Raw genomic sequence first — 17597 nt, 5'->3', positions numbered from 1 at the left:
AATAGCGTATTTCAGGCTGGAATGGAAAGCGCTATCGCGGCTTTTATATCGCCTTGATGATCCTGCGCATCTCCTCCGAGCGCGCGCCGAGCATGAGCACGTTTTTCAGCGCCACGCGTGGATCATGGGTCTGGAACAGCAGGCCGCCGCGATGGACGGAGGTATCGACGGCGATCTCCTGATCGGGAAGCGCGTTGATGGCGACGGCGAAATACATCCGCGAATAACGCGCATCGATGTTTTCGAAGAAGTTTTCGGCCCCACTCAGTTCGGCGAAGAAGTTCGCGAAATAGAATGACCAGAGCACATGGCGCTCGGCATCGAAGCTGGTGCGCGCTGCCGTGACGTGACAATAGCCGAGATGCGGCCGGTCATTGAGCAGATGGTGAAAGACCATCTTCGGAAAACGGATGGACTGGTGAAAGCCGTTCAGGCGGCTGTGGGTGGCATCGGCGGCCGCTTCCAGCTTTCGTCCGGTCAGTGTGGCTACTTCGTCATGGCTGTAATAAACGCGTTCCCTCGGCAGCCACCGCTCTTCATAACGGCTGATGCGCCCCGTCCGCAGGAAATCGGAATGCGCGGTCTTCGAGCGTATCGGTGTGACCGAATGCCTGCTCGCATCGAAATAGCGTATGCGTGTCGCCTTCTCCACCAGGAACACCCTCGTTGCTGTCGATCCGGCAAGATAATTTAGGGTGCGTTAATACTCCGTTGCGCCGCATCCCCCGTTTTTTAATGGGTGCGGAGTGAAGAGCGCGCCATCATGCGTCATATTGCGACGTCATTTCCGTCATTGAATAGCTGTCGGATTTCCCAGCGGAATGGGCTGAGAGGGCGAATTGCGCATGTCGCAATTTGTCGCCAATGCGGAAGGTAATGTCGCTGTCTGTGCTGCCGCAAATGACCGCCGGTGTTTAGATGAGTGCATGCTTCCGCAACCCCGCAAATGGTGTCGGGCAGGGCGGTTTGATCGAGGATTTGGCCATGGAATTGCGTGATACCGTTTTGCGCCAGCTGAAAAACCGCCGCGAAGGCTTCAGCTTGGAGCAGCCGTTCTACACGGACCCGGATTATTTCAAGCTGGATATGGAAACGATCTGGTATCGCGACTGGCTGTTCGTAGGCCATGATTGCGAAGTGCCCAAGTCCGGCAACTACATGACCGTTCAGGTCGGCGCATACTCGGTCGTCATCGTTCGCGGACGCGACGGGCAGATCCGCGCCCTGCAAAATTCCTGCCGCCATCGCGGTTCGCGCGTCTGCAGCGCGCAGAAGGGTCAGGCCGCCCGTCTCGTCTGTCCCTATCACCAGTGGACCTATGATCTGGACGGCAAGCTGCTGTTCGCACGCCATATGGGCGAAGAATTCGACAAGGCGGAATTTGGCCTGAAGCCCGTCGCCTGCGAGACCGTTGCCGGTTACGTCTTCATCTGCCTTGCCGACCAGCCCGCCGATTTCGCGCCGATGCGCGCCGAGGTCGAAAGCTACATGGCCCCGCACCGCATCTGGGAAGCGAAGGTCGCGCATGAGAGCACGATCATCGAAAAGGGCAACTGGAAGCTCGTTTGGGAAAACAACCGCGAGTGCTACCATTGCGCCGCCAACCACCCGGAACTCTGCCGCACCTATCCCGAAAACCCGAGCGTGACGGGAACGGATGGCGGTGCGAGCGACCCCGAGATCGGCGGCCACTGGGCGCGCTGTGAGGCCGCCGGCCTGCCGAGCCGCTTCAAGATCGATCCGAAGGGTCAGTTCCGCGTCGCCCGCATGCCGCTGATCGGCGAAGCGGAAAGCTACACCATGTCGGGCAAGCGCGCCGTGCGCCGACCGCTGTCGGAGGATGTCAGCATCAGCCATATCGGCGCGTTGCTGCTGTTCCATTATCCGACGACCTGGAACCACTTCCTCGGCGACCACACCATTTCATTCCGGGTGCTGCCGCTCAACGCCAATGAGACCATGGTCACCACCAAATGGCTGGTGCACAAGGATGCCGTCGAAGGCGTGGATTACGATCTCGAAGACCTCACCCACGTCTGGAACGAGACCAACGATCAGGACCGTCGCATCGTCGAGGAAAATGCCTTCGGCATTCGTTCCCCGGCCTATGAGCCCGGCCCCTATTCCATGGAAGACGAGGGCGGCGTGATGCAGTTCGTCAACTGGTATTCCGATTTCATGATCGACCGGCTCTCCGGCGATAAGGCCCGGCTTTCGGCTGTAGCGTGATGCGAAGATGAATATGGTTGTGACCTACAAGCACATAGACGAGATGAAGCCGTGGAGCGACAAGCTCCAGCTGCTGGAATGCATCTCGGTGACGCCCGAGACCGCTGATGTGATGACGTTCCTGTTCCGCTCGGAGGATCAGAACTGGTTCCGTTATCTGCCGGGGCAGTTCGTCACGCTGGAATTGCCGGTGGGCAAGGAGCCGCTTTACCGCACCTACACATTGTCCTCCAGTCCGTCGCGGCCCTATGCGCTGTCGGTCACGGTCAAGGCGCAGGCCAACAGCATCGGCACGCGCTGGATGTTCGATAATCTGAAGCCCGGCATGAAGATCCGGGCGCTCGGGCCGCTCGGCGATTTTTCCTACGTCAAGCATCCCGGTGACAAATATCTGTTCATCTCGGCAGGCTCCGGCGTAACGCCGATGATGTCGATGGTGCGCGACATGAGCGACCGCGCCCCGCAGAGCGATATTGCCTTCATCAATTGTTCGCGCACACCCGGCGATATCGTCTTCCGGCACGAGCTGGAATATCTCGCCCGGTTCATGCCGAACCTGTCCCTCGGCTTTATTGTCGAGAAATGCGGCCGCACCGATCTGTGGTCCGGCCTGAAGGGCATGGTCGACAAGGCCAAGATCGCGCTGCTCGCGCATGATTTCATGGATCGCACTGTCTTCTGCTGCGGTCCGGAGCCGTTCATGGCCGCCGTCCGCTCGATGCTCGATGCCTCCGGCTTCGACATGAGCCGCTATCATCAGGAAAGCTTTGCGCCGGCCGCGCCGGTCACGGTTGGTGAAGACGTGCTTACCGGTGCGGATGGCGAAGCGCTGTCGATGGTGGGTTTCACCCTCTCCGGAAAAGAAATGCCCTGCCAGCCCGGCCAGACGGTTCTGATGACGGCGCGCGCCGCCGGTGTCCGCATCGGGGCGGCCTGCGAATCCGGCATCTGCGGCACCTGCCGGGTGCTGAAGCTTTCCGGTGAGGTGGAGATGAACCACAATGGCGGCATTCTCGATGAGGAAATCGAGGAAGGCTATATTCTCGCCTGCTGCTCACGCCCGTTGACCGATGTAAAGGTGGAAGCCTGACACGAGCAGGCGTTTCATCTCCATCCGTCTTTCCCCGGATGGTTGTCTTGGAACCAAATTTCTCTAAACTCGTTTGCACGTCATCGAATTCTTTTCGGGCATGAAACGGGGCTGTCCCATATCTCCGACAAGAGCGAGTGGGTGAAAAGGCGCGGGTTCAACGCGTTGAAGCAAACGGAGGAAGATCATGATGAATTTCCGGACAACGAGTGTCGCCACAGCGATAGTCGTGTTCCTCACCAGCTTTACGCCGTCGCAGGCGTTCCAGGTCCCTGTTCCGATGCCAAAGCCGGCGGTTTCGACCGACAATGTGGTGCCCGTGCAATATCGTGAATGGGACCGCAGATACGACCGCAGACACGGCGACCGCATGTACCGCCCGCGCCCGCCGCGTGATGGATATTATAACGGTCATCGCGGCTATCGCGATCGTCGTCCGGGTTACCGTTATCACAACGGTTACTGGTTCCCGCTGGCAGCCTTCGCGGCGGGTGCGATCATCGGCGGCGCCATGCAACAGCCGCGCCCGGCCTATGGCGGCAGCCATGTCTCCTGGTGCCAGAACCGCTGGCGGTCGTATCGTGCTTACGACAATACCTATCAGCCGAACAGCGGTCCGCGCCGCATATGCGTATCGCCCTACAGCCGCTGATAGTGGTTTTCGAAAGCCCGGATAGTGATCCGGGCTTTTGCTTTCGATGCGGCCCCTTTCGATAAACGAAGCGTGATGATGCCGTTAATGCTGGGTTCAGGCGAAAACGCCTAGCCTGCAACCTGGAATGTCCAGCCAGACCGAAAACTGGCCGAATGAGAAGAAAAAAGTGTTATTATTCACGGAGAACGGCCTGTTGACCGTCGTGAATGGAGGAAGTCAGATGAAAAGCTATATGAAGAATATCTTGGCTGTCGGTCTTTCTGCGATTGTGGTTGCGGGAGCGATTGTTCCGGCGGAAGCAGCAATGCCTTTGCCGATCGCGCCAAAGAGCGTTGAGACAGCAGGCAACGATGCCAGCAAGAATGTCGTGAATGTCCAATATTGGCGCGATCGCGACGGCTGGGGCGATCGTCGCGGCTGGTATCGCGGCCACCGTGGTTATCGCGATTACCGTCCGGGCTATCGTCACCATGACGGTTACTGGTTCCCGCTCGCAGCCTTTGCGACGGGTGCGATCATCGGCGGCGCACTCTCGCAGCCGCGCGAAATCTACCGTCCGGTGCCGGAATATCGCCCGCGTCCGGTCTATCGCGAATATCGCCCGGTCTATCGGGGCGGCATGAGCCGCGCGCATGTGAACTGGTGCTATGGCCGCTATCGTTCCTACGATGCCTATAGCAACACGTTCCAGCCGTATCACGGCCCGCGCCAGCCCTGCTATTCGCCCTACGGCTGATAGAACGACGCTTGAATAGAAAGAGCCGTCCGGTCGCCACCGGGCGGCTTTTTGCTGTCACAAGATCCGCGCGCGTTTCAGCACGAACCAGGCGAGCGCAACCGAAATCACGATGAAGATGCTGGCCGACAGCGTGCCGCCCGTGCCGACGGTAAACGGCAGCTCATCCGTATTCATGCCGAAGAAACCGGTCACCAGCGAGGGCGGCAGCAGGAATGCCGTCATCAGCGACAGGATATAAAGGTGCCGGTTGGTTTCGGAAGAGAGTTTGGAATCGATTTCTTCATGCAGCAGCCTTGCGCGCTCCTGCAGGGCGTAGACATCGTGGTCGACAGCCTCCAGACGGCCCATCAGGCGTGAGGCGACATCCTCGAAACCGTCAGGCATCTCGTCATCATCGGCGGCCGAGGCCCGCCGCATCAGGGTGAGCACGGTGCGCAGATGCCGGTGCAGGCGAACCACCGTGCGGCGCAGCGGGGCAAGGCGCCGCCGCTCGTCGCGTGTCTCGCTGTCATAGACCATGTCTTCGATGGCGTTCAGTTCTTCCGTCGTCTCCATCACCAGATTGATGAGCGAACGCTGGAATTCCGCCACCAGACCCTCGAAGACATGCGACGGCGTGAGATAGCGGTTGGAATTCTTGTCGACCGCCGCCTTCAGCCGGTCCACCGAATGCAACGGCTGCAGGCGGGTGGTGATGATGAAACGGTCGCTCACCGCAAAATGCAGCCAGCCGAAATCGCGTGTCTCCTTGTCGAATTCCCGCTGGAAATCCACCAATGTGCCATAGAGCGATTTTTCATCGACCACGATGGACGGATGCGTCTCATGGGTGGTGAGGCTTGCCCGCGCCGCCGGATCGAGACCGTCGATGGTTTCGAGAAAACCCGCGACGCGCTGATCGGCGAGGTTGAGGTGCAGCCAGAAGAAGCCTTCGCACTCCGCCATTTCGTGAAAGCCTGCATCGGGCGCAAGCCGGCGGCATGGGGCGGTGCCGGGGTGGAATTGATAGGCCCAGACAAGGCCGGGAATAACCGGTGTTACGAGATCCATCGTGGCAGTCCTGACTGGCTGGATGGGAGGAGGGAGGCGTCCGTCGTTCCGCTGTGGGAGCGGCGGCGGCGAGGCGCCTTTCAGCACATGCTGAGCAAATTCATATGACAGTTTTATAACAATCCCGCCGAAATGGCGGGAATTTTCAAATTGACGTTTACGTAAAAATCATTTAGCCCGAAGGCAGTAGCAGGATACAAGAGCTTCGGGAGGAGGCAGCATGTATAGCGCGCCGGTGGATGATATCGCCTTTACACTCAAACATGTAGCGGGTCTTGAAGACGCGCTTGCAAAGGGTGTGCTGGGTGATCTCGGTGAAGATCTGGTGGATGCCATTCTGCAGGAGGCCGGCCGTTTCGCCACGGAACAGGTCGCCCCGCTCGCCGATATTGGCGACCGCCAGGGCGCGAAGCTTGCCGACGGCAAGGTCACGACGCCGGATGGCTGGGCCGATCTTTACCGCCGCTGGGCGGAAGCCGGCTGGAACAGCCTGACGGCGCCTGAGGAATTCGGCGGTCAGAACCTGCCGCATATGCTGAATGTTGCAGCCCTCGAAATGTGGAACTCCGGTTCCATGGCGTTCGCGCTGGCGCCAACGCTGACCATGGGCGCGGTGGAAGCCATCGTCACCCACGGCAGCAATGATCTGAAACGCACCTATCTTCCCAAGCTCGTTTCCGGCGAATGGACCGGCACCATGAACCTCACCGAGCCGCATGCGGGTTCGGATCTCGGCGTGCTGAAGACCCGGGCGGAGCGCAATGGTGACGGCACCTATCGCATCTTCGGCCAGAAGATTTTCATCACCTGGGGCGAACACGATGCGGCGGACAATATCATCCACCTCGTTCTCGCCCGCCTGCCGGATGCGCCGGCTGGAACGCGCGGCATTTCGCTGTTCCTCGTGCCGAAATTCCTGCCCGATGAAAACGGTGCGCCGGGCAGCCGCAACGACCTGTTCTGCCACTCGCTGGAACACAAGCTCGGCATTCACGGCTCCCCCACCTGCACCATGATCTTCGGCGACGGCAAATTCGGGGAAGAAAAAGGCGCTCTCGGCTGGCTGGTCGGCGAGGAGAACAAGGGCCTCGCATGCATGTTCACCATGATGAACAATGCCCGCCTTGCCGTTGGCATGCAGGGCGTGGCGATCTGCGAGGCGGCGACCCAGAAGGCGATTGAATACGCGAAAGAACGCACGCAGGGCAAGGCGCCCGGCTGGCGGGGTTCCGGCATGAGCCCGATCATCGAACATCCTGACATCGCCAGAACGCTTCTGACGATGAAGGCGCTGACGCAAGGATCGCGGGCGATTTCCTTCAGCTGCGCCCATGCCATCGACATGGCGCATGCGACCGAAGACGCCTCCCAGCGCGCTCACTGGCAGGAGCGCGCTGCTCTTCTCACGCCAATTGCCAAATCCTTTTCCACCGATGCCGGTGTGGAGGTCGCCTCCATGGGCATTCAGGTGCATGGCGGCATGGGCTTCATCGAGGAAACCGGTGCGGCGCGTTATCTGCGCGATGCCCGCATCGCGCCGATCTACGAGGGCACCAACGGCATTCAGGCCATCGACCTGGTGCTGCGCAAGCTGCCGCTCTCCGAGGGCGCGCAGGTGCGCGGCTTCATTGGCGAATTGCGTGAGATCGCTGACCGGACAGGCGCGTCGAACCGCGACGATCTCGGCGAAACCGCCCGTTATCTCGAAGCCAGCCTCAACGATCTGGAAACGGCGACCGACTGGCTGCTGGAGCGTATCAAGGCAGGCGAAACCGAGACGGCGCTCGCGGGTGCCACACCCTATCAGCGCCTCTTCGGTCTGGCGCTCACCGGCGCCTATCTCGCCAAGGGCGCATTGGTCTCCGTCGATGATGGCAGGGGCGGGCATCGCGCAGCGCTTTGCCGTTTCGCGGCGGAAAACCTGCTGGCGGAAACGGCGGCGCTGAAGGACCGCGTTATGTCAGGGGCGGCAAGCCTTGCCGCCGCCCGCACCGTATTGGCTTGAGGAGCTTCAGATGTCGGACGATCATATTCTCGTCGAACCGGTTGGCCATGCGCCTGAGGTTCTGACCATCCGCTTCAACCGGCCGGAGAAGAAAAACGCCATCACCGATGCCATGTATCTGCGCATGGCCGAGGCCCTGCATGCCGCCAATGCGAACGCCGATATCCGGGTGGTCGCATTTCTCGGCACGGAGGGCTGCTTTTCCGCCGGCAACGACATGGCCGATTTCCTCGCTTTCGCGATGTCCGGCGGCAAGGGCAAGCTCGCGGCACTCGAACTTCTGAAAGCGCTTGTCGCTTTCGAAAAGCCGCTGGTTTCAGGCGTGGACGGGCTCGCCATCGGCATCGGCACGACGCTGAACCTGCATTGTGACCTGACGGTTGCCTCCAGCCGCAGCCTGTTCAAGACGCCTTTCGTGGATCTGGCTCTGGTGCCGGAAGCGGCCTCCAGCCTGCTCGTGCCGAAGCTCATCGGCCACCAGCGCGCCTTTGCGCTGCTTGCCATGGGCGAAGGTTTTTCCGCCGAGCAGGCATTGCAGGCGGGGCTGATCTGGAAAGTGGTCGCCCCGGAACATGTCGAAACCGAAACGCTGGCGCTTGCCACCCGGCTCGCGGCCAAACCGCAGCAGGCGCTGAAGATCGCCCGCGATCTGGTGCGCGGCAACCCGCAGGACATACTTGCCCGCATCGAAGAAGAAGGTCGCCATTTCATCGCGCAGCTGCAAAGTGCTGAAGCGCGAGCCGCCTTCGAGGCCTTCATGCGCCGCTGAGCGCTCAAGAAGACGGGCCGTCGCTTGCCGGCTGGGAGCGCGCCGCTTGTTTCTTCTCCCCGAGGGGGAGAAGTCCGAGGCAGCGGGATGAGGGGGCGACGTTAGAGATATTCGGCAAGGGTTCCCCCTCATCCGACCCTTCGGGCCACCTTCTCCCCGGCGGGGAGAAGAAACTCGCGGCGATGCCGAGCAAGGTCGCTGTGCTAGTGAATGCGGATTATGTATGGTCGGATCCAGCCGGTCCCGCAAAGATGGATCGCAACCCTCCGTTCGAAGGCCTCCGCATGCGTCACGCCGTTTTCGCCCTGTCCGTCTTCCTCGCCGCCACAAGCCTTGGCGAAGCCGCAGCGATTACGCCGCCGCCGGTGGCGTCCGGCAGCGATATCATTCTGGCGCAGTCCTATGATGATGGCAGCCAGGACTATTACTCCGGCAACAATCGCGACCGCATGCGTCGCGCGCGTTTCGTCTGTGTCATCACCCCGCCGGAGAGTGCCAATCGCCGCCGGCCCTATATCTGCCCGCTGGAGCGCGGCCGTGTGGGCGGCGCCTGCCGCTGCTCGGGCGTGGTCGGCAACGGCACGGTCGATACCGCCTGGTGATTATTTCTCCAGCACCGCCACGGCCTCCACATGCGGCGACCACAGGAACTGGTCGACCGGCGTGACGCGGGTGACGCGATATCCGCCCTCCGTGAGAAGCGCGAGATCGCGCGCAAGCGTCAGCGGATTGCAGCTCACCGCAACGATCTTCTTTACCGTGCTGCGGGCCAGTTCCTTACACTGGAATTCCGCGCCGGCGCGCGGCGGATCGAAGACGACGGCATCGTAATTCTTGAGTTCGCTGACCATCAGCGGCCGGCGGAAAAGATCGCGTTTCTCGACACTGACCGGTTTCAGACCCTGCGTATTGCGGGCGGCGAAATCCAGCGCCTTCAGCGGCTTGTCTTCCGCTTCCACCGCATGCACCTTGCCGATGCGCGCGAGCCGCAGCGCAAATGTACCGGAACCGCAGAAAAGATCGGCAATGCGCTTGGATTTGCCGACATGGGCAAGCACCAGTTCGGCCATGGCGTCCTCCGCCTGTTTCGTCGCCTGCGTGAAACTGCCGGCCGGCGGCGAAACCGGGACGCCGCCAAAGTCGATGATCGGCTTTTGCGGTTCGATGAGGATTTCACCCGACAGCGAGACGCGGGCGATGCCGCGCATGGCCAGCACCGTTTCCGTGAGTGTGCGCCGCTGCTTGTCGCTGACCGACTTGATGCCCTCGACGGAAATATCGAGACCCGAGAGCGTTTCGAGAACGGTGATACGGAACGGCTCGGCATTCGCCACCATCGAAAGCCCGATGGCGCGGATGGCATCCAGTCGCGAGACGATACCCGGCGAGGTGACGGGACATTCCTCGATGGCGACGATGTGATGGCTGTTCGCCTGGCTGAAACCAAGCAGCAGACCCTTTTCCGTCCTGCGGGCGGCGAACACCGCGCGGCGGCGCTCGCCGGGGCGACAGATGACGAGATCGTCGACATCAGGCGTCAGGCCCTTCGATTTCAGCGCCGAAACCACCAGTTCCCGCTTGTAGGCGTGGTAAGGCTGGTCGGCGAAATGCTGCAGCGAACAGCCGCCGCAGGTGCCGTTCTTGCCCTCCGGGCCGAAGTGGCGGCAGGCCGGTTCACGTCGGTCCGCCGAGGCTTCCGTTATCGACATGACGGTGCCGTGATCCTTGACTTTGGCAATGGCCACCGTTTCGCCGGGCAGCGTGAAGGGCACATAGACCGGGCCGTCGGGACAGTGCGCGATGCCATCGCCCTGCGCGCCGAGGCTCTTGATGGTGACGGTCTGTGTGCTCATGGCTTTTCGCCTCCGAGAAGAAATTCGATATTGCCGTCACCGCCGGAAATCGGCGAGGGAATGAGGCCGAGGCTTTTCCAGCCCATGTCCTGCGTCAGCCAGCGTTCCAGTTCGGCGGCCACGGCAGGCGCCGTTTCCGGCTCTTTCAACAGCCCGGCCTTGCTGATGGCGTCGCGCCCCGCCTCGAATTGCGGCTTCACCAGCAGAACCGCCAGCGCGCCTGCTTCCGCAAGCTCGAGTGCCGGCGCAAGCGCAAGCTTCAGCGAAATGAAGGACACGTCGGAGACGATGAAGCCGATGGGCCGGTCATCGATATCCTCTGCCGTCAGGAAGCGCGCATTCAGCCCCTCCAGATTGGTCACCCGCGGATCGTTCTCGATCCTTGCATGCATCTGCCCATGGCCGACATCGATGGCGGTGACGTGTTTGGCGCCACGCTCCAGCAGCACCTCGGTGAAACCGCCCGTGGAAGCACCGACATCGAGACAGTCATGGCCCGAAGGATCGAGCCGGAAATGATCGAGCGCGGCCACGAGCTTCAGCGCCGCGCGGGAAACATAGGCCTGCGCCGGATCGCTGATGGCGATTTCGGCATCGCCGGCGACGGTCTGGCTCGGTTTGGTGACGATCTTACCGTTAACGCTCACGGTGCCGCGCGCAACCGCGTCGCGCGCGCGGGAGCGGCTGGCGAAGTGGCCGAGCGACACGAGAAGCTGGTCAAGCCGTTCATTTTCAGATGTTTTGGACATGGTCCCGTGTCAATGACCGCCAAACCCCGCCGATGCAAGCGATTTATCGCTGAAAGGGACCGGCGATGTCCGCTGTCGCCCATCGATGTTGCACCGCAAAGTCAGAATGTTCGATTAATCCAATATAAAGGCTTGTATTGCACTTTGTGCACAAGGCCCGTGCGGCCACCGGAACCTGCCATGACGGCATCTCCTCCCATCCACAAAATTGCGGCCGTTGCAGCGCAGACGCTGGCTTCGAGGCATCGGGTCGCCGAGAGAGTTTGCGATGTCGCTGAAAAACCTCCCCATTAATCTGAAGCTCATAGCCACCTTCTGTGCCTTGATGAGCGTGTGCCTGCTCGCTTCCGCGGTCGTATTCTGGCAGACGCTGGGGAGCGAGCGTGTCACGATCGAAAACAACCGCACGAAGGATATCATCCAGGCCGTGGATGGCGCGACGGCCGCCATGCTGGAACAGGCCGTCAATCAGCGCGGCTTCCTGCTGTTCCGCAGCGACAGCACCTATAATGATGTGTTCGCCCAGCGCGACCTGATGCTGAAGAAGCTCGACGAGGCCCGCGCGCTGGCCGTTGGCCGGCCGGATATTCTGGCATCCATCGACGACATGCAGAAATCCGCCACCGTGTTCTTCAAGGAGCTGGCGGAACCGCAGATCGCCGCGCGCAAGACGACCGAAGCGCCGATTTCCGAAATCATCGAGATTGGCCGTAATCAGGCGAAGGGCCAGCTCGATGGCTTCCGCGCCTCCGCCGCCAAGATCAAGGAACAGCTGAACGGCCTGTCCACCGCTTACGCGGCAGAACAGCAGGCAGCCGCACTGAACCTCAAATATGCGCTTCTGGGTGGCGGCGCCGTTGCCGGTCTTCTGGCCGTTGCCCTCATCTGGGCGCTGTCGCGCTCCATCGTCACGCCCATCGTCGGCATGACGGCGGCGATGAGCCGGCTCGCCGATGGCGATCTGGAGACGGAAGTACCCGCCACGGATCGCGGCGACGAAGTCGGCAAGATGGCGAAAGCCGTTTTGGTCTTCAAGGAAGCCGGGCTGGAAAAATCCCGCCTTGCCGGCGAGACCGATCGCATGCGCTCCGCGACAGAAGCTGAACGCCGCCGCAACGAGGAAGAAAAGGCCAAGGACGAAGCCGCCAGCGCTTTTGCCAGTGCCGAGCTTGGCAAGGGCCTGGCCGCCCTCGCGGATGGCGATCTTTCCTATCGTATCGAGACGCCCTTTGCGCCTGCCATCGATCCGGTTCGCGTGAATTTCAACAGCGCCGTCGAAAAACTCCAGCAGGCGCTGCGCACGGTTGGTGAGAACGCAGCCGCGATCAATGCCGGCGCTTCGGAAATGCTTTCCGCCGCCGACGACCTGTCGCGCCGCACCGAACAGCAGGCGGCCTCCATCGAGGAAACCGCCGCGGCCCTGGAAGAAGTCACCACCACGGTGCGCGACAGCGCCCGCGGCGCGGAAGATGCCGGTAATCTGGTCCAGCGCGCCCGCGCCGGTGCGGAAAAGTCCGGTGTCGTGGTTCGCAAGGCGGTCGCCGCCATGCGCGAAATCGAGAAGTCCTCGGGCGAAATCGGCAATATCATCGGTGTCATCGACGATATTGCCTTCCAGACCAACCTGCTGGCCTTGAATGCCGGCGTCGAAGCCGCTCGCGCCGGTGATGCCGGCAAGGGTTTTGCGGTGGTTGCGCAGGAAGTCCGTGAGCTTGCCCAGCGCTCCGCCAATGCCGCCAAGGAAATCAAGACTTTGATCGGTGCCTCCAGCCAGCAGGTGGAAAACGGCGTCAACCTCGTCGATGAGACCGGCAAGGCGCTGGAACTCATCGTCGCGGAAGTCGAAGAGATCAATGCCCATGTCAGCGCCATCGTCGTCGCCGCCCGTGAACAGGCTACCGGCCTGCAGGAAATCAACACGGCCGTGAACACCATGGATCAGGGCACGCAGCAGAATGCCGCCATGGTGGAACAGCAGACCGCCGCCAGCCATTCGCTCGCCCGCGAAGCGGAAGCGCTGAACAGCCTGCTCGGCCAGTTCAGAATGGGTGGCACGCGTGCTGCCGTTGCAAGTGCCGGCGGCTATTCCGCGCCGCGCCAGTCTTCCGCCAGGCCTGCCTTCCAGTCTGAGCCGGCAGCCCCGGTCCGCAAGGCTCCGGTAAAATCGGCCTCCGCCACCGCCCGGCCGGTTGCATCTCCCGCTCGCGCCCTCGGCCAGAGCCTTGCCCGCGCCTTCGGCGGCGCCGCCGAAGCACCGGCCGCGAAGGATCAGGACTGGACGGAGTTCTGAGGCAGAGATTGAGGAACGAGCATAGAAATCGGGGGCCGGAAGGCCCCCTTTTGCGTCCGGGTTACCGCTTTTTCCTTTAAAGGAAACACGGCACTCCGGTTTTTTGTCTTGAATGCGACAAACCGGGAATGCGAGTCTTCTCGCGGATCGAAGATAACCAGAACATTCGAGGCAAGACGATATGGCGGCGCGTGTTAAGCTAAAACTTCTGGACGGCGCTTATGGGGTGGCCCGGCTTGATGCCGATGCAGCAATGCCGACCTGGGCGGATGGCTGCGGTTTTGTCAGTATCAGCCGGACGGATGACGAACTTTCCGTCGTTTGTCGGCAGGATCGTATCCCTCGGGATGTTCGGGTTGATGCCGGCTGGAACTGTTTCAAGCTTCAGGGCCCCTTTGCCTTCAATGAGACGGGCATCGTCCTGTCCGTGATCGAACCATTATCGACCAACGACATCGGAATATTCGTCGTTTCGACTTTCGATGGAGACCACCTGCTGGTGAAATCGAACGATCTGGAGAAAGCATCCCAGCTGCTGGCAAATGCGGGGCATTCGCTCGTTTAAAGGGCTCGGGCGTGATCCGCCCGCATGGGGTGCCAGACGGAAATATCGCGCGGGGCTTCCAGAATATCCGGCAGGGCATCGTGCCATGCCTGGCGATAGGGGCGGTGAATCTGGACATCGATGACGTCCTGATGGTCGCTCCAGGTCTCATGCAGCAGGAAGCGGTTTTCGTCTGCACCATCCCGATGCAGGGTTGCGTTCACGAAGGTCTTTTCGTGCCGCATGGCGTCAAGCAGCGCATTCAGCAATGCGAGAAAGCGCTCGCGCTGGCCGGGGTGGACTTTAAAACCGATGAGATAGGTGGTGTGCACGGGCGTCACTCCTTTGTGCCTTGTATCAGCGCCGCGCGGGTTGCCGCATCGGCGGGGTAAAAACACTCCAGCACGAGTTCGGACAACGTTACATCCGTCGCCGTGCCGAAAACCGTGGTGGTTGAAATGAAGCTCAGGATAGCGCCCGAGGACGGATCACGAAGCTGGAGCGGTATCGCCAGCGGATCGGCTCCGGCGGCACGCGCCGTGAGCTTTGGCGCGGGATAGGCCGAAAGCTCCGCATGCAGCCTGGAAAGCACCTCGTCTCCCGTTTCCTCGACCTGCCGATGCAGGCGTTCCAGCAGGTGATGACGCCATTCGGCAAGGTTGACGATGCGGGAACTCAGTCCCTGTGGATGCAGGCTCAGCCGCAACGCGTTGAGCGGCGGTTGAAGCAGCTCCGCGGAAACACCGGCGAGCAGCGATGTGATCGCATCATTGGCGAGAACGACATTCCAGTGCCGGTCAACGGCAAGGGCGGGGAAGGGCATGTGCCCAAGCACCACCGTTTCGATGGCCTGCCGGGCTGCCGCCATGTCAGGCGCATCCAGCGGCCGTTCGGAATGGACAGGCGCATAACCGGCTGCCAGCATCAGCCGGTTGGCGGCGCGGGCGGGCATCGAAAGCTGCTCCGCCAGCCTCACCAGCATTTCGCGACTGGGGGATGAGCGCCCGCTTTCCACAAAACTCAGATGGCGCGCGGATATTTCTGCCTCCATCGCCAGATCGAGCTGGCTCAATCTGCGACGGGCTCGCCATTCTTTCAGCACCTGGCCGACATGTTCTCGATGATGTGTCATGCCCGGCAACCTAACAGAAGATATCGCCAATGCGATTACCTCTGAGGTAATTGTTCCGCTTCCCCACGCCCGGCATGCTCAGGCCGTCAACCCAAAGGAGCGCAATCATGACACAGCATCTCGCAATTGCCGAAACCTATCTCGCGGTCTGGAACGAGGAGGACGGCGAGCGCCGCAGGCAGCTGATCGGCAAGGCATGGACGGAAACGGCCCGTTATATCGACCCCCTGATGCAGGGCGAGGGCCGGCAGGGAATAGCCGCAATGATCGAGGCGGCGCGGCAGAAATTTCCCGGATATCGCTTCGTGCTGACGGGCACCCCTGACGGACACGGCGATTTCACCCGTTTCTCATGGCGCCTGATTTCGCCTGATGGAGATGATGTCGCCGGCGGTACCGATGTCGTCAGCCGCGATGCCGAAGGCCGAATCGACAATGTCGTCGGTTTTCTCGATGGCGTGGCGACATAAAGTGGAGAGGAGGGGCGGGATCATATGCCCGCCTCCACCTTGGTAAGCGTGCTTCAGCCCGCAAATCCCACACCGGCCTGCCGCTGGCCGAGTGCATCGAACACGGTGGAAACGATGCCGGCCCGGTCGAGGCCGGCATTGGCATACATGGTCTCGGGCTTCGCCTGCTCCACCCACTGGTCGGGCAGGGTCAGCGTGCGGACCTTCGGGCCATGGTCGAGAAGGCCGGCGCTGGCCATGAAATGCAGCACATGCGCGCCGAAACCGCCGACAGAACCTTCCTCGATGGTTACCAGCACCTCGTGGTGGCTGGCCAGCTGGCGGATGAGATCGAGATCGAGCGGCTTGGCGAAGCGCGCATCGGCAACCGTCGTCGAAAGTCCGGCCGCTTCAAGGTCTTCGGCGGCCGCAAGGCATTCCGCCAACCGGGTGCCGAAGGAAAGGAGCGCAACCTTGGTGCCTTCCTTGATGATGCGGCCCTTGCCGATCTCAAGAATCTCGCCGCGTGCCGGCATCTCGACGCCGACACCTTCGCCGCGCGGATAACGGAAGGAAATCGGGCCTTCATCGTAAGCCGCCGCCGTGCGGACCATATGTTTCAGCTCCGCCTCGTCGGCGGCCGCCATCACCACCATGCCGGGCAGGGTGGCGAGGAAAGTCGTGTCGAAGGAGCCGGCATGGGTCGGTCCGTCGGCACCTACAAAACCGGCGCGGTCGATGGGGAAACGCACCGGCAGGCTCTGGATCGCCACATCATGCACCAGCTGGTCGTAACCGCGTTGCAGGAAAGTGGAATAGAGCGCGCAGAACGGCTTGTAACCGTCAGCCGCAAGCCCGGCCGCGAAGGTGACGGCGTGCTGTTCGGCAATGCCGACATCGAAGGTGCGGGCCGGGAAAAGCTCGGCCATCTTGTCGAGGCCTGTGCCGTTCGGCATGGCCGCCGTCACGCCGATGATCTTGTCATCGAGGGTGGCTTCCTGAATCAGCGCCTCGGCAAAGACGCTGGTATAGCTCGGCGCATTCGGCTTGGCTTTCGCCTGCGCGCCGGTAATGACGTCGAACTTGTTGACGCCGTGATATTTGTCGGCGGCCGCTTCCGCCGGCGCATAACCCTTGCCCTTCTGCGTCACCACATGGATGAGGACGGGGCCTTTCTGGTTGTCGCGCACATTGCGCAGTACCGGCAGCAGGTGATCGAAGGAGTGACCGTCGATCGGGCCGATATGATAGAAACCAAGCTCCTCGAACAGCGTGCCGCCGGTCACGTAGCCGCGCGCATGGGTCACGGCGCGGGTAATGGCGCGGTCGATGGTCTTGCCGAGATAGGCGGTGAGTTTCTTGCCGAAATCACGGAAGCCCATATAGGTGCGGCCGGATGCAAGGCGCGCCAGATAGGCGCTCATCGCCCCCGTCGGCGGCGCAATCGACATGTCGTTGTCATTGAGGATGACGATCAGCCGCGCATCGAGCGCGCCGGCATTGTTGAGCGCCTCGAATGCCATGCCTGCGGACATGGAGCCGTCGCCGATCACGGCGATCACCTTGCGGTCGCTGCCATCAAGACCCGCCGCCACCGCCATGCCGAGGCCGGCGGAAATGGAGGTGGAGGAATGGCCGGCGCCGAAATCGTCATATTCGCTTTCGGCGCGTCGCGTGAAACCGGAAAGGCCGCCTTCCTGGCGCAGCGTGCGGATGCGCTCGCGGCGGCCGGTCAGGATCTTGTGCGGATAACATTGGTGGCCGACATCGAAGATCAGCCGGTCTTCGGGCGTGTTGAACACTTTGTGAATGGCAATCGTCAGTTCCACCACGCCGAGGCCGGCCCCCAGATGGCCACCGGTCTTCGACACGGCGTCAATCATCTCGTCGCGCAGTTCCCGTGCCAGTTCCGGCAGGTCGCGATCGTCGATCTCCTTGAGATCGGAGGGAAAATTCACCCGGTCGAGCAATGGTGTCTGTGGCATTCCGGTCAATCGTTCGGCCTTTTCTGGTGGTCCGCAAGGTGCCCTCTATCGCGAAAGC

At 61.6% G+C, this 17597-nt stretch carries 17 protein-coding genes; 10 read left to right on the top strand and 7 right to left on the bottom strand.

The annotated features are described in order from the left end of the window. Positions 1–43: 43 nt before the first annotated feature. A complete protein-coding gene (locus tag ACIQUH_RS24445) occupies positions 44–652 on the bottom strand; it encodes a DUF6656 family protein (protein WP_400819987.1) in 609 nt (202 codons plus the stop codon). 332 nt (positions 653–984) lie between these two features. Here ACIQUH_RS24445 and ACIQUH_RS24440 point away from each other — a divergent pair, with 332 nt between their 5' ends. The 4 genes from ACIQUH_RS24440 (at position 985) to ACIQUH_RS24425 (ending at position 4710) form a co-directional block, all read left to right on the top strand. Next, complete coding sequence (locus ACIQUH_RS24440; protein WP_400819984.1) at positions 985–2229, top strand: aromatic ring-hydroxylating dioxygenase subunit alpha; 1245 nt, start codon at positions 985–987, stop codon at positions 2227–2229. Between the two features lie 7 nt (positions 2230–2236). Further along, positions 2237–3319, top strand: coding sequence for a 2Fe-2S iron-sulfur cluster-binding protein (locus ACIQUH_RS24435; protein WP_400819982.1), 1083 nt, complete (start codon positions 2237–2239; stop codon positions 3317–3319). A gap of 187 nt (positions 3320–3506) precedes the next feature. Further along, positions 3507–3971, top strand: coding sequence for a BA14K family protein (locus ACIQUH_RS24430; RefSeq protein ID WP_400819980.1), 465 nt, complete (start codon positions 3507–3509; stop codon positions 3969–3971). Positions 3972–4194: 223 nt separating this feature from the next. Then, positions 4195–4710: a BA14K family protein gene (locus ACIQUH_RS24425; protein ID WP_400819977.1), complete on the top strand. Its 516-nt coding sequence runs from the start codon at positions 4195–4197 to the stop codon at positions 4708–4710. Between the two features lie 57 nt (positions 4711–4767). On the opposite strand, the gene ACIQUH_RS24420 is transcribed toward ACIQUH_RS24425, so the two are convergent. Continuing rightward, complete coding sequence (locus ACIQUH_RS24420; RefSeq protein ID WP_400819975.1) at positions 4768–5763, bottom strand: transporter; 996 nt, start codon at positions 5761–5763, stop codon at positions 4768–4770. Between the two features lie 220 nt (positions 5764–5983). On the opposite strand from ACIQUH_RS24420, the gene ACIQUH_RS24415 reads away from it, so the two are divergent. The 3 genes from ACIQUH_RS24415 to ACIQUH_RS24405 all read left to right on the top strand — a co-directional run bounded on the left by ACIQUH_RS24415 (position 5984) and on the right by ACIQUH_RS24405 (position 9139). Beyond that, entirely contained in the window at positions 5984–7768 is a 1785-nt protein-coding gene (locus ACIQUH_RS24415) for an acyl-CoA dehydrogenase (RefSeq protein WP_400819973.1), read from the top strand. Between the two features lie 10 nt (positions 7769–7778). Further along, positions 7779–8537: a crotonase/enoyl-CoA hydratase family protein gene (locus ACIQUH_RS24410; RefSeq protein WP_400819971.1), complete on the top strand. Its 759-nt coding sequence runs from the start codon at positions 7779–7781 to the stop codon at positions 8535–8537. 284 nt (positions 8538–8821) lie between these two features. Then, on the top strand, positions 8822–9139 hold the full coding sequence (locus tag ACIQUH_RS24405; protein WP_400819969.1) for a hypothetical protein: 318 nt from the start codon (positions 8822–8824) through the stop codon (positions 9137–9139). Here the strand turns inward: ACIQUH_RS24405 and ACIQUH_RS24400 are convergent, their stop codons facing one another. Both ACIQUH_RS24400 and ACIQUH_RS24395 read right to left on the bottom strand, forming a co-directional pair. Beyond that, on the bottom strand, positions 9140–10390 hold the full coding sequence (locus tag ACIQUH_RS24400) for a class I SAM-dependent RNA methyltransferase (protein WP_400819967.1): 1251 nt from the start codon (positions 10388–10390) through the stop codon (positions 9140–9142). It abuts the gene before it with no gap. Next, positions 10387–11139 (bottom strand): TlyA family RNA methyltransferase, encoded by a 753-nt coding sequence (locus ACIQUH_RS24395; RefSeq protein ID WP_400819965.1) that lies wholly within the window; start codon positions 11137–11139, stop codon positions 10387–10389. The genes ACIQUH_RS24400 and ACIQUH_RS24395 overlap by 4 nt, the downstream gene beginning before the upstream one ends. A 268-nt stretch (positions 11140–11407) precedes the next feature. On the opposite strand from ACIQUH_RS24395, the gene ACIQUH_RS24390 reads away from it, so the two are divergent. Together ACIQUH_RS24390 and ACIQUH_RS24385 are read left to right on the top strand one after the other, a co-directional pair. Continuing rightward, positions 11408–13429, top strand: coding sequence for a methyl-accepting chemotaxis protein (locus tag ACIQUH_RS24390; RefSeq protein ID WP_400819962.1), 2022 nt, complete (start codon positions 11408–11410; stop codon positions 13427–13429). A gap of 181 nt (positions 13430–13610) precedes the next feature. After that, positions 13611–13994, top strand: a complete 384-nt coding sequence (locus tag ACIQUH_RS24385; RefSeq protein WP_400819959.1) for an ACT domain-containing protein — start codon at positions 13611–13613, stop codon at positions 13992–13994. Here the strand turns inward: ACIQUH_RS24385 and ACIQUH_RS24380 are convergent. After that, positions 13991–14305 carry a putative quinol monooxygenase gene (locus ACIQUH_RS24380; protein ID WP_400819957.1) on the bottom strand — a complete coding sequence of 105 codons (315 nt, stop codon included), beginning with the start codon at positions 14303–14305 and terminating at the stop codon, positions 13991–13993. The two genes, ACIQUH_RS24385 and ACIQUH_RS24380, sit on opposite strands and share 4 nt — an antisense overlap. A gap of 5 nt (positions 14306–14310) precedes the next feature. Further along, positions 14311–15105: a helix-turn-helix domain-containing protein gene (locus ACIQUH_RS24375; RefSeq protein ID WP_400819955.1), complete on the bottom strand. Its 795-nt coding sequence runs from the start codon at positions 15103–15105 to the stop codon at positions 14311–14313. 107 nt (positions 15106–15212) lie between these two features. Here ACIQUH_RS24375 and ACIQUH_RS24370 point away from each other — a divergent pair, with 107 nt between their 5' ends. Next, a complete protein-coding gene (locus ACIQUH_RS24370; protein WP_400819953.1) occupies positions 15213–15575 on the top strand; it encodes a nuclear transport factor 2 family protein in 363 nt (120 codons plus the stop codon). A gap of 53 nt (positions 15576–15628) precedes the next feature. Here ACIQUH_RS24370 and dxs read toward each other — a convergent pair whose 3' ends face one another. Continuing rightward, on the bottom strand, positions 15629–17548 hold the full coding sequence (gene dxs / locus ACIQUH_RS24365; protein WP_400819950.1) for a 1-deoxy-D-xylulose-5-phosphate synthase: 1920 nt from the start codon (positions 17546–17548) through the stop codon (positions 15629–15631). Positions 17549–17597 lie beyond the last annotated feature (49 nt).

Origin of the sequence: Agrobacterium sp. NPDC090283 (genome assembly GCF_044769685.1) — a bacterium.
Lineage (GTDB): Bacteria > Pseudomonadota > Alphaproteobacteria > Rhizobiales > Rhizobiaceae > Agrobacterium.
The sequence above is the reverse complement of the archived record's forward strand: the minus strand, read 5'-3'. Positions and strand labels throughout refer to the sequence as shown.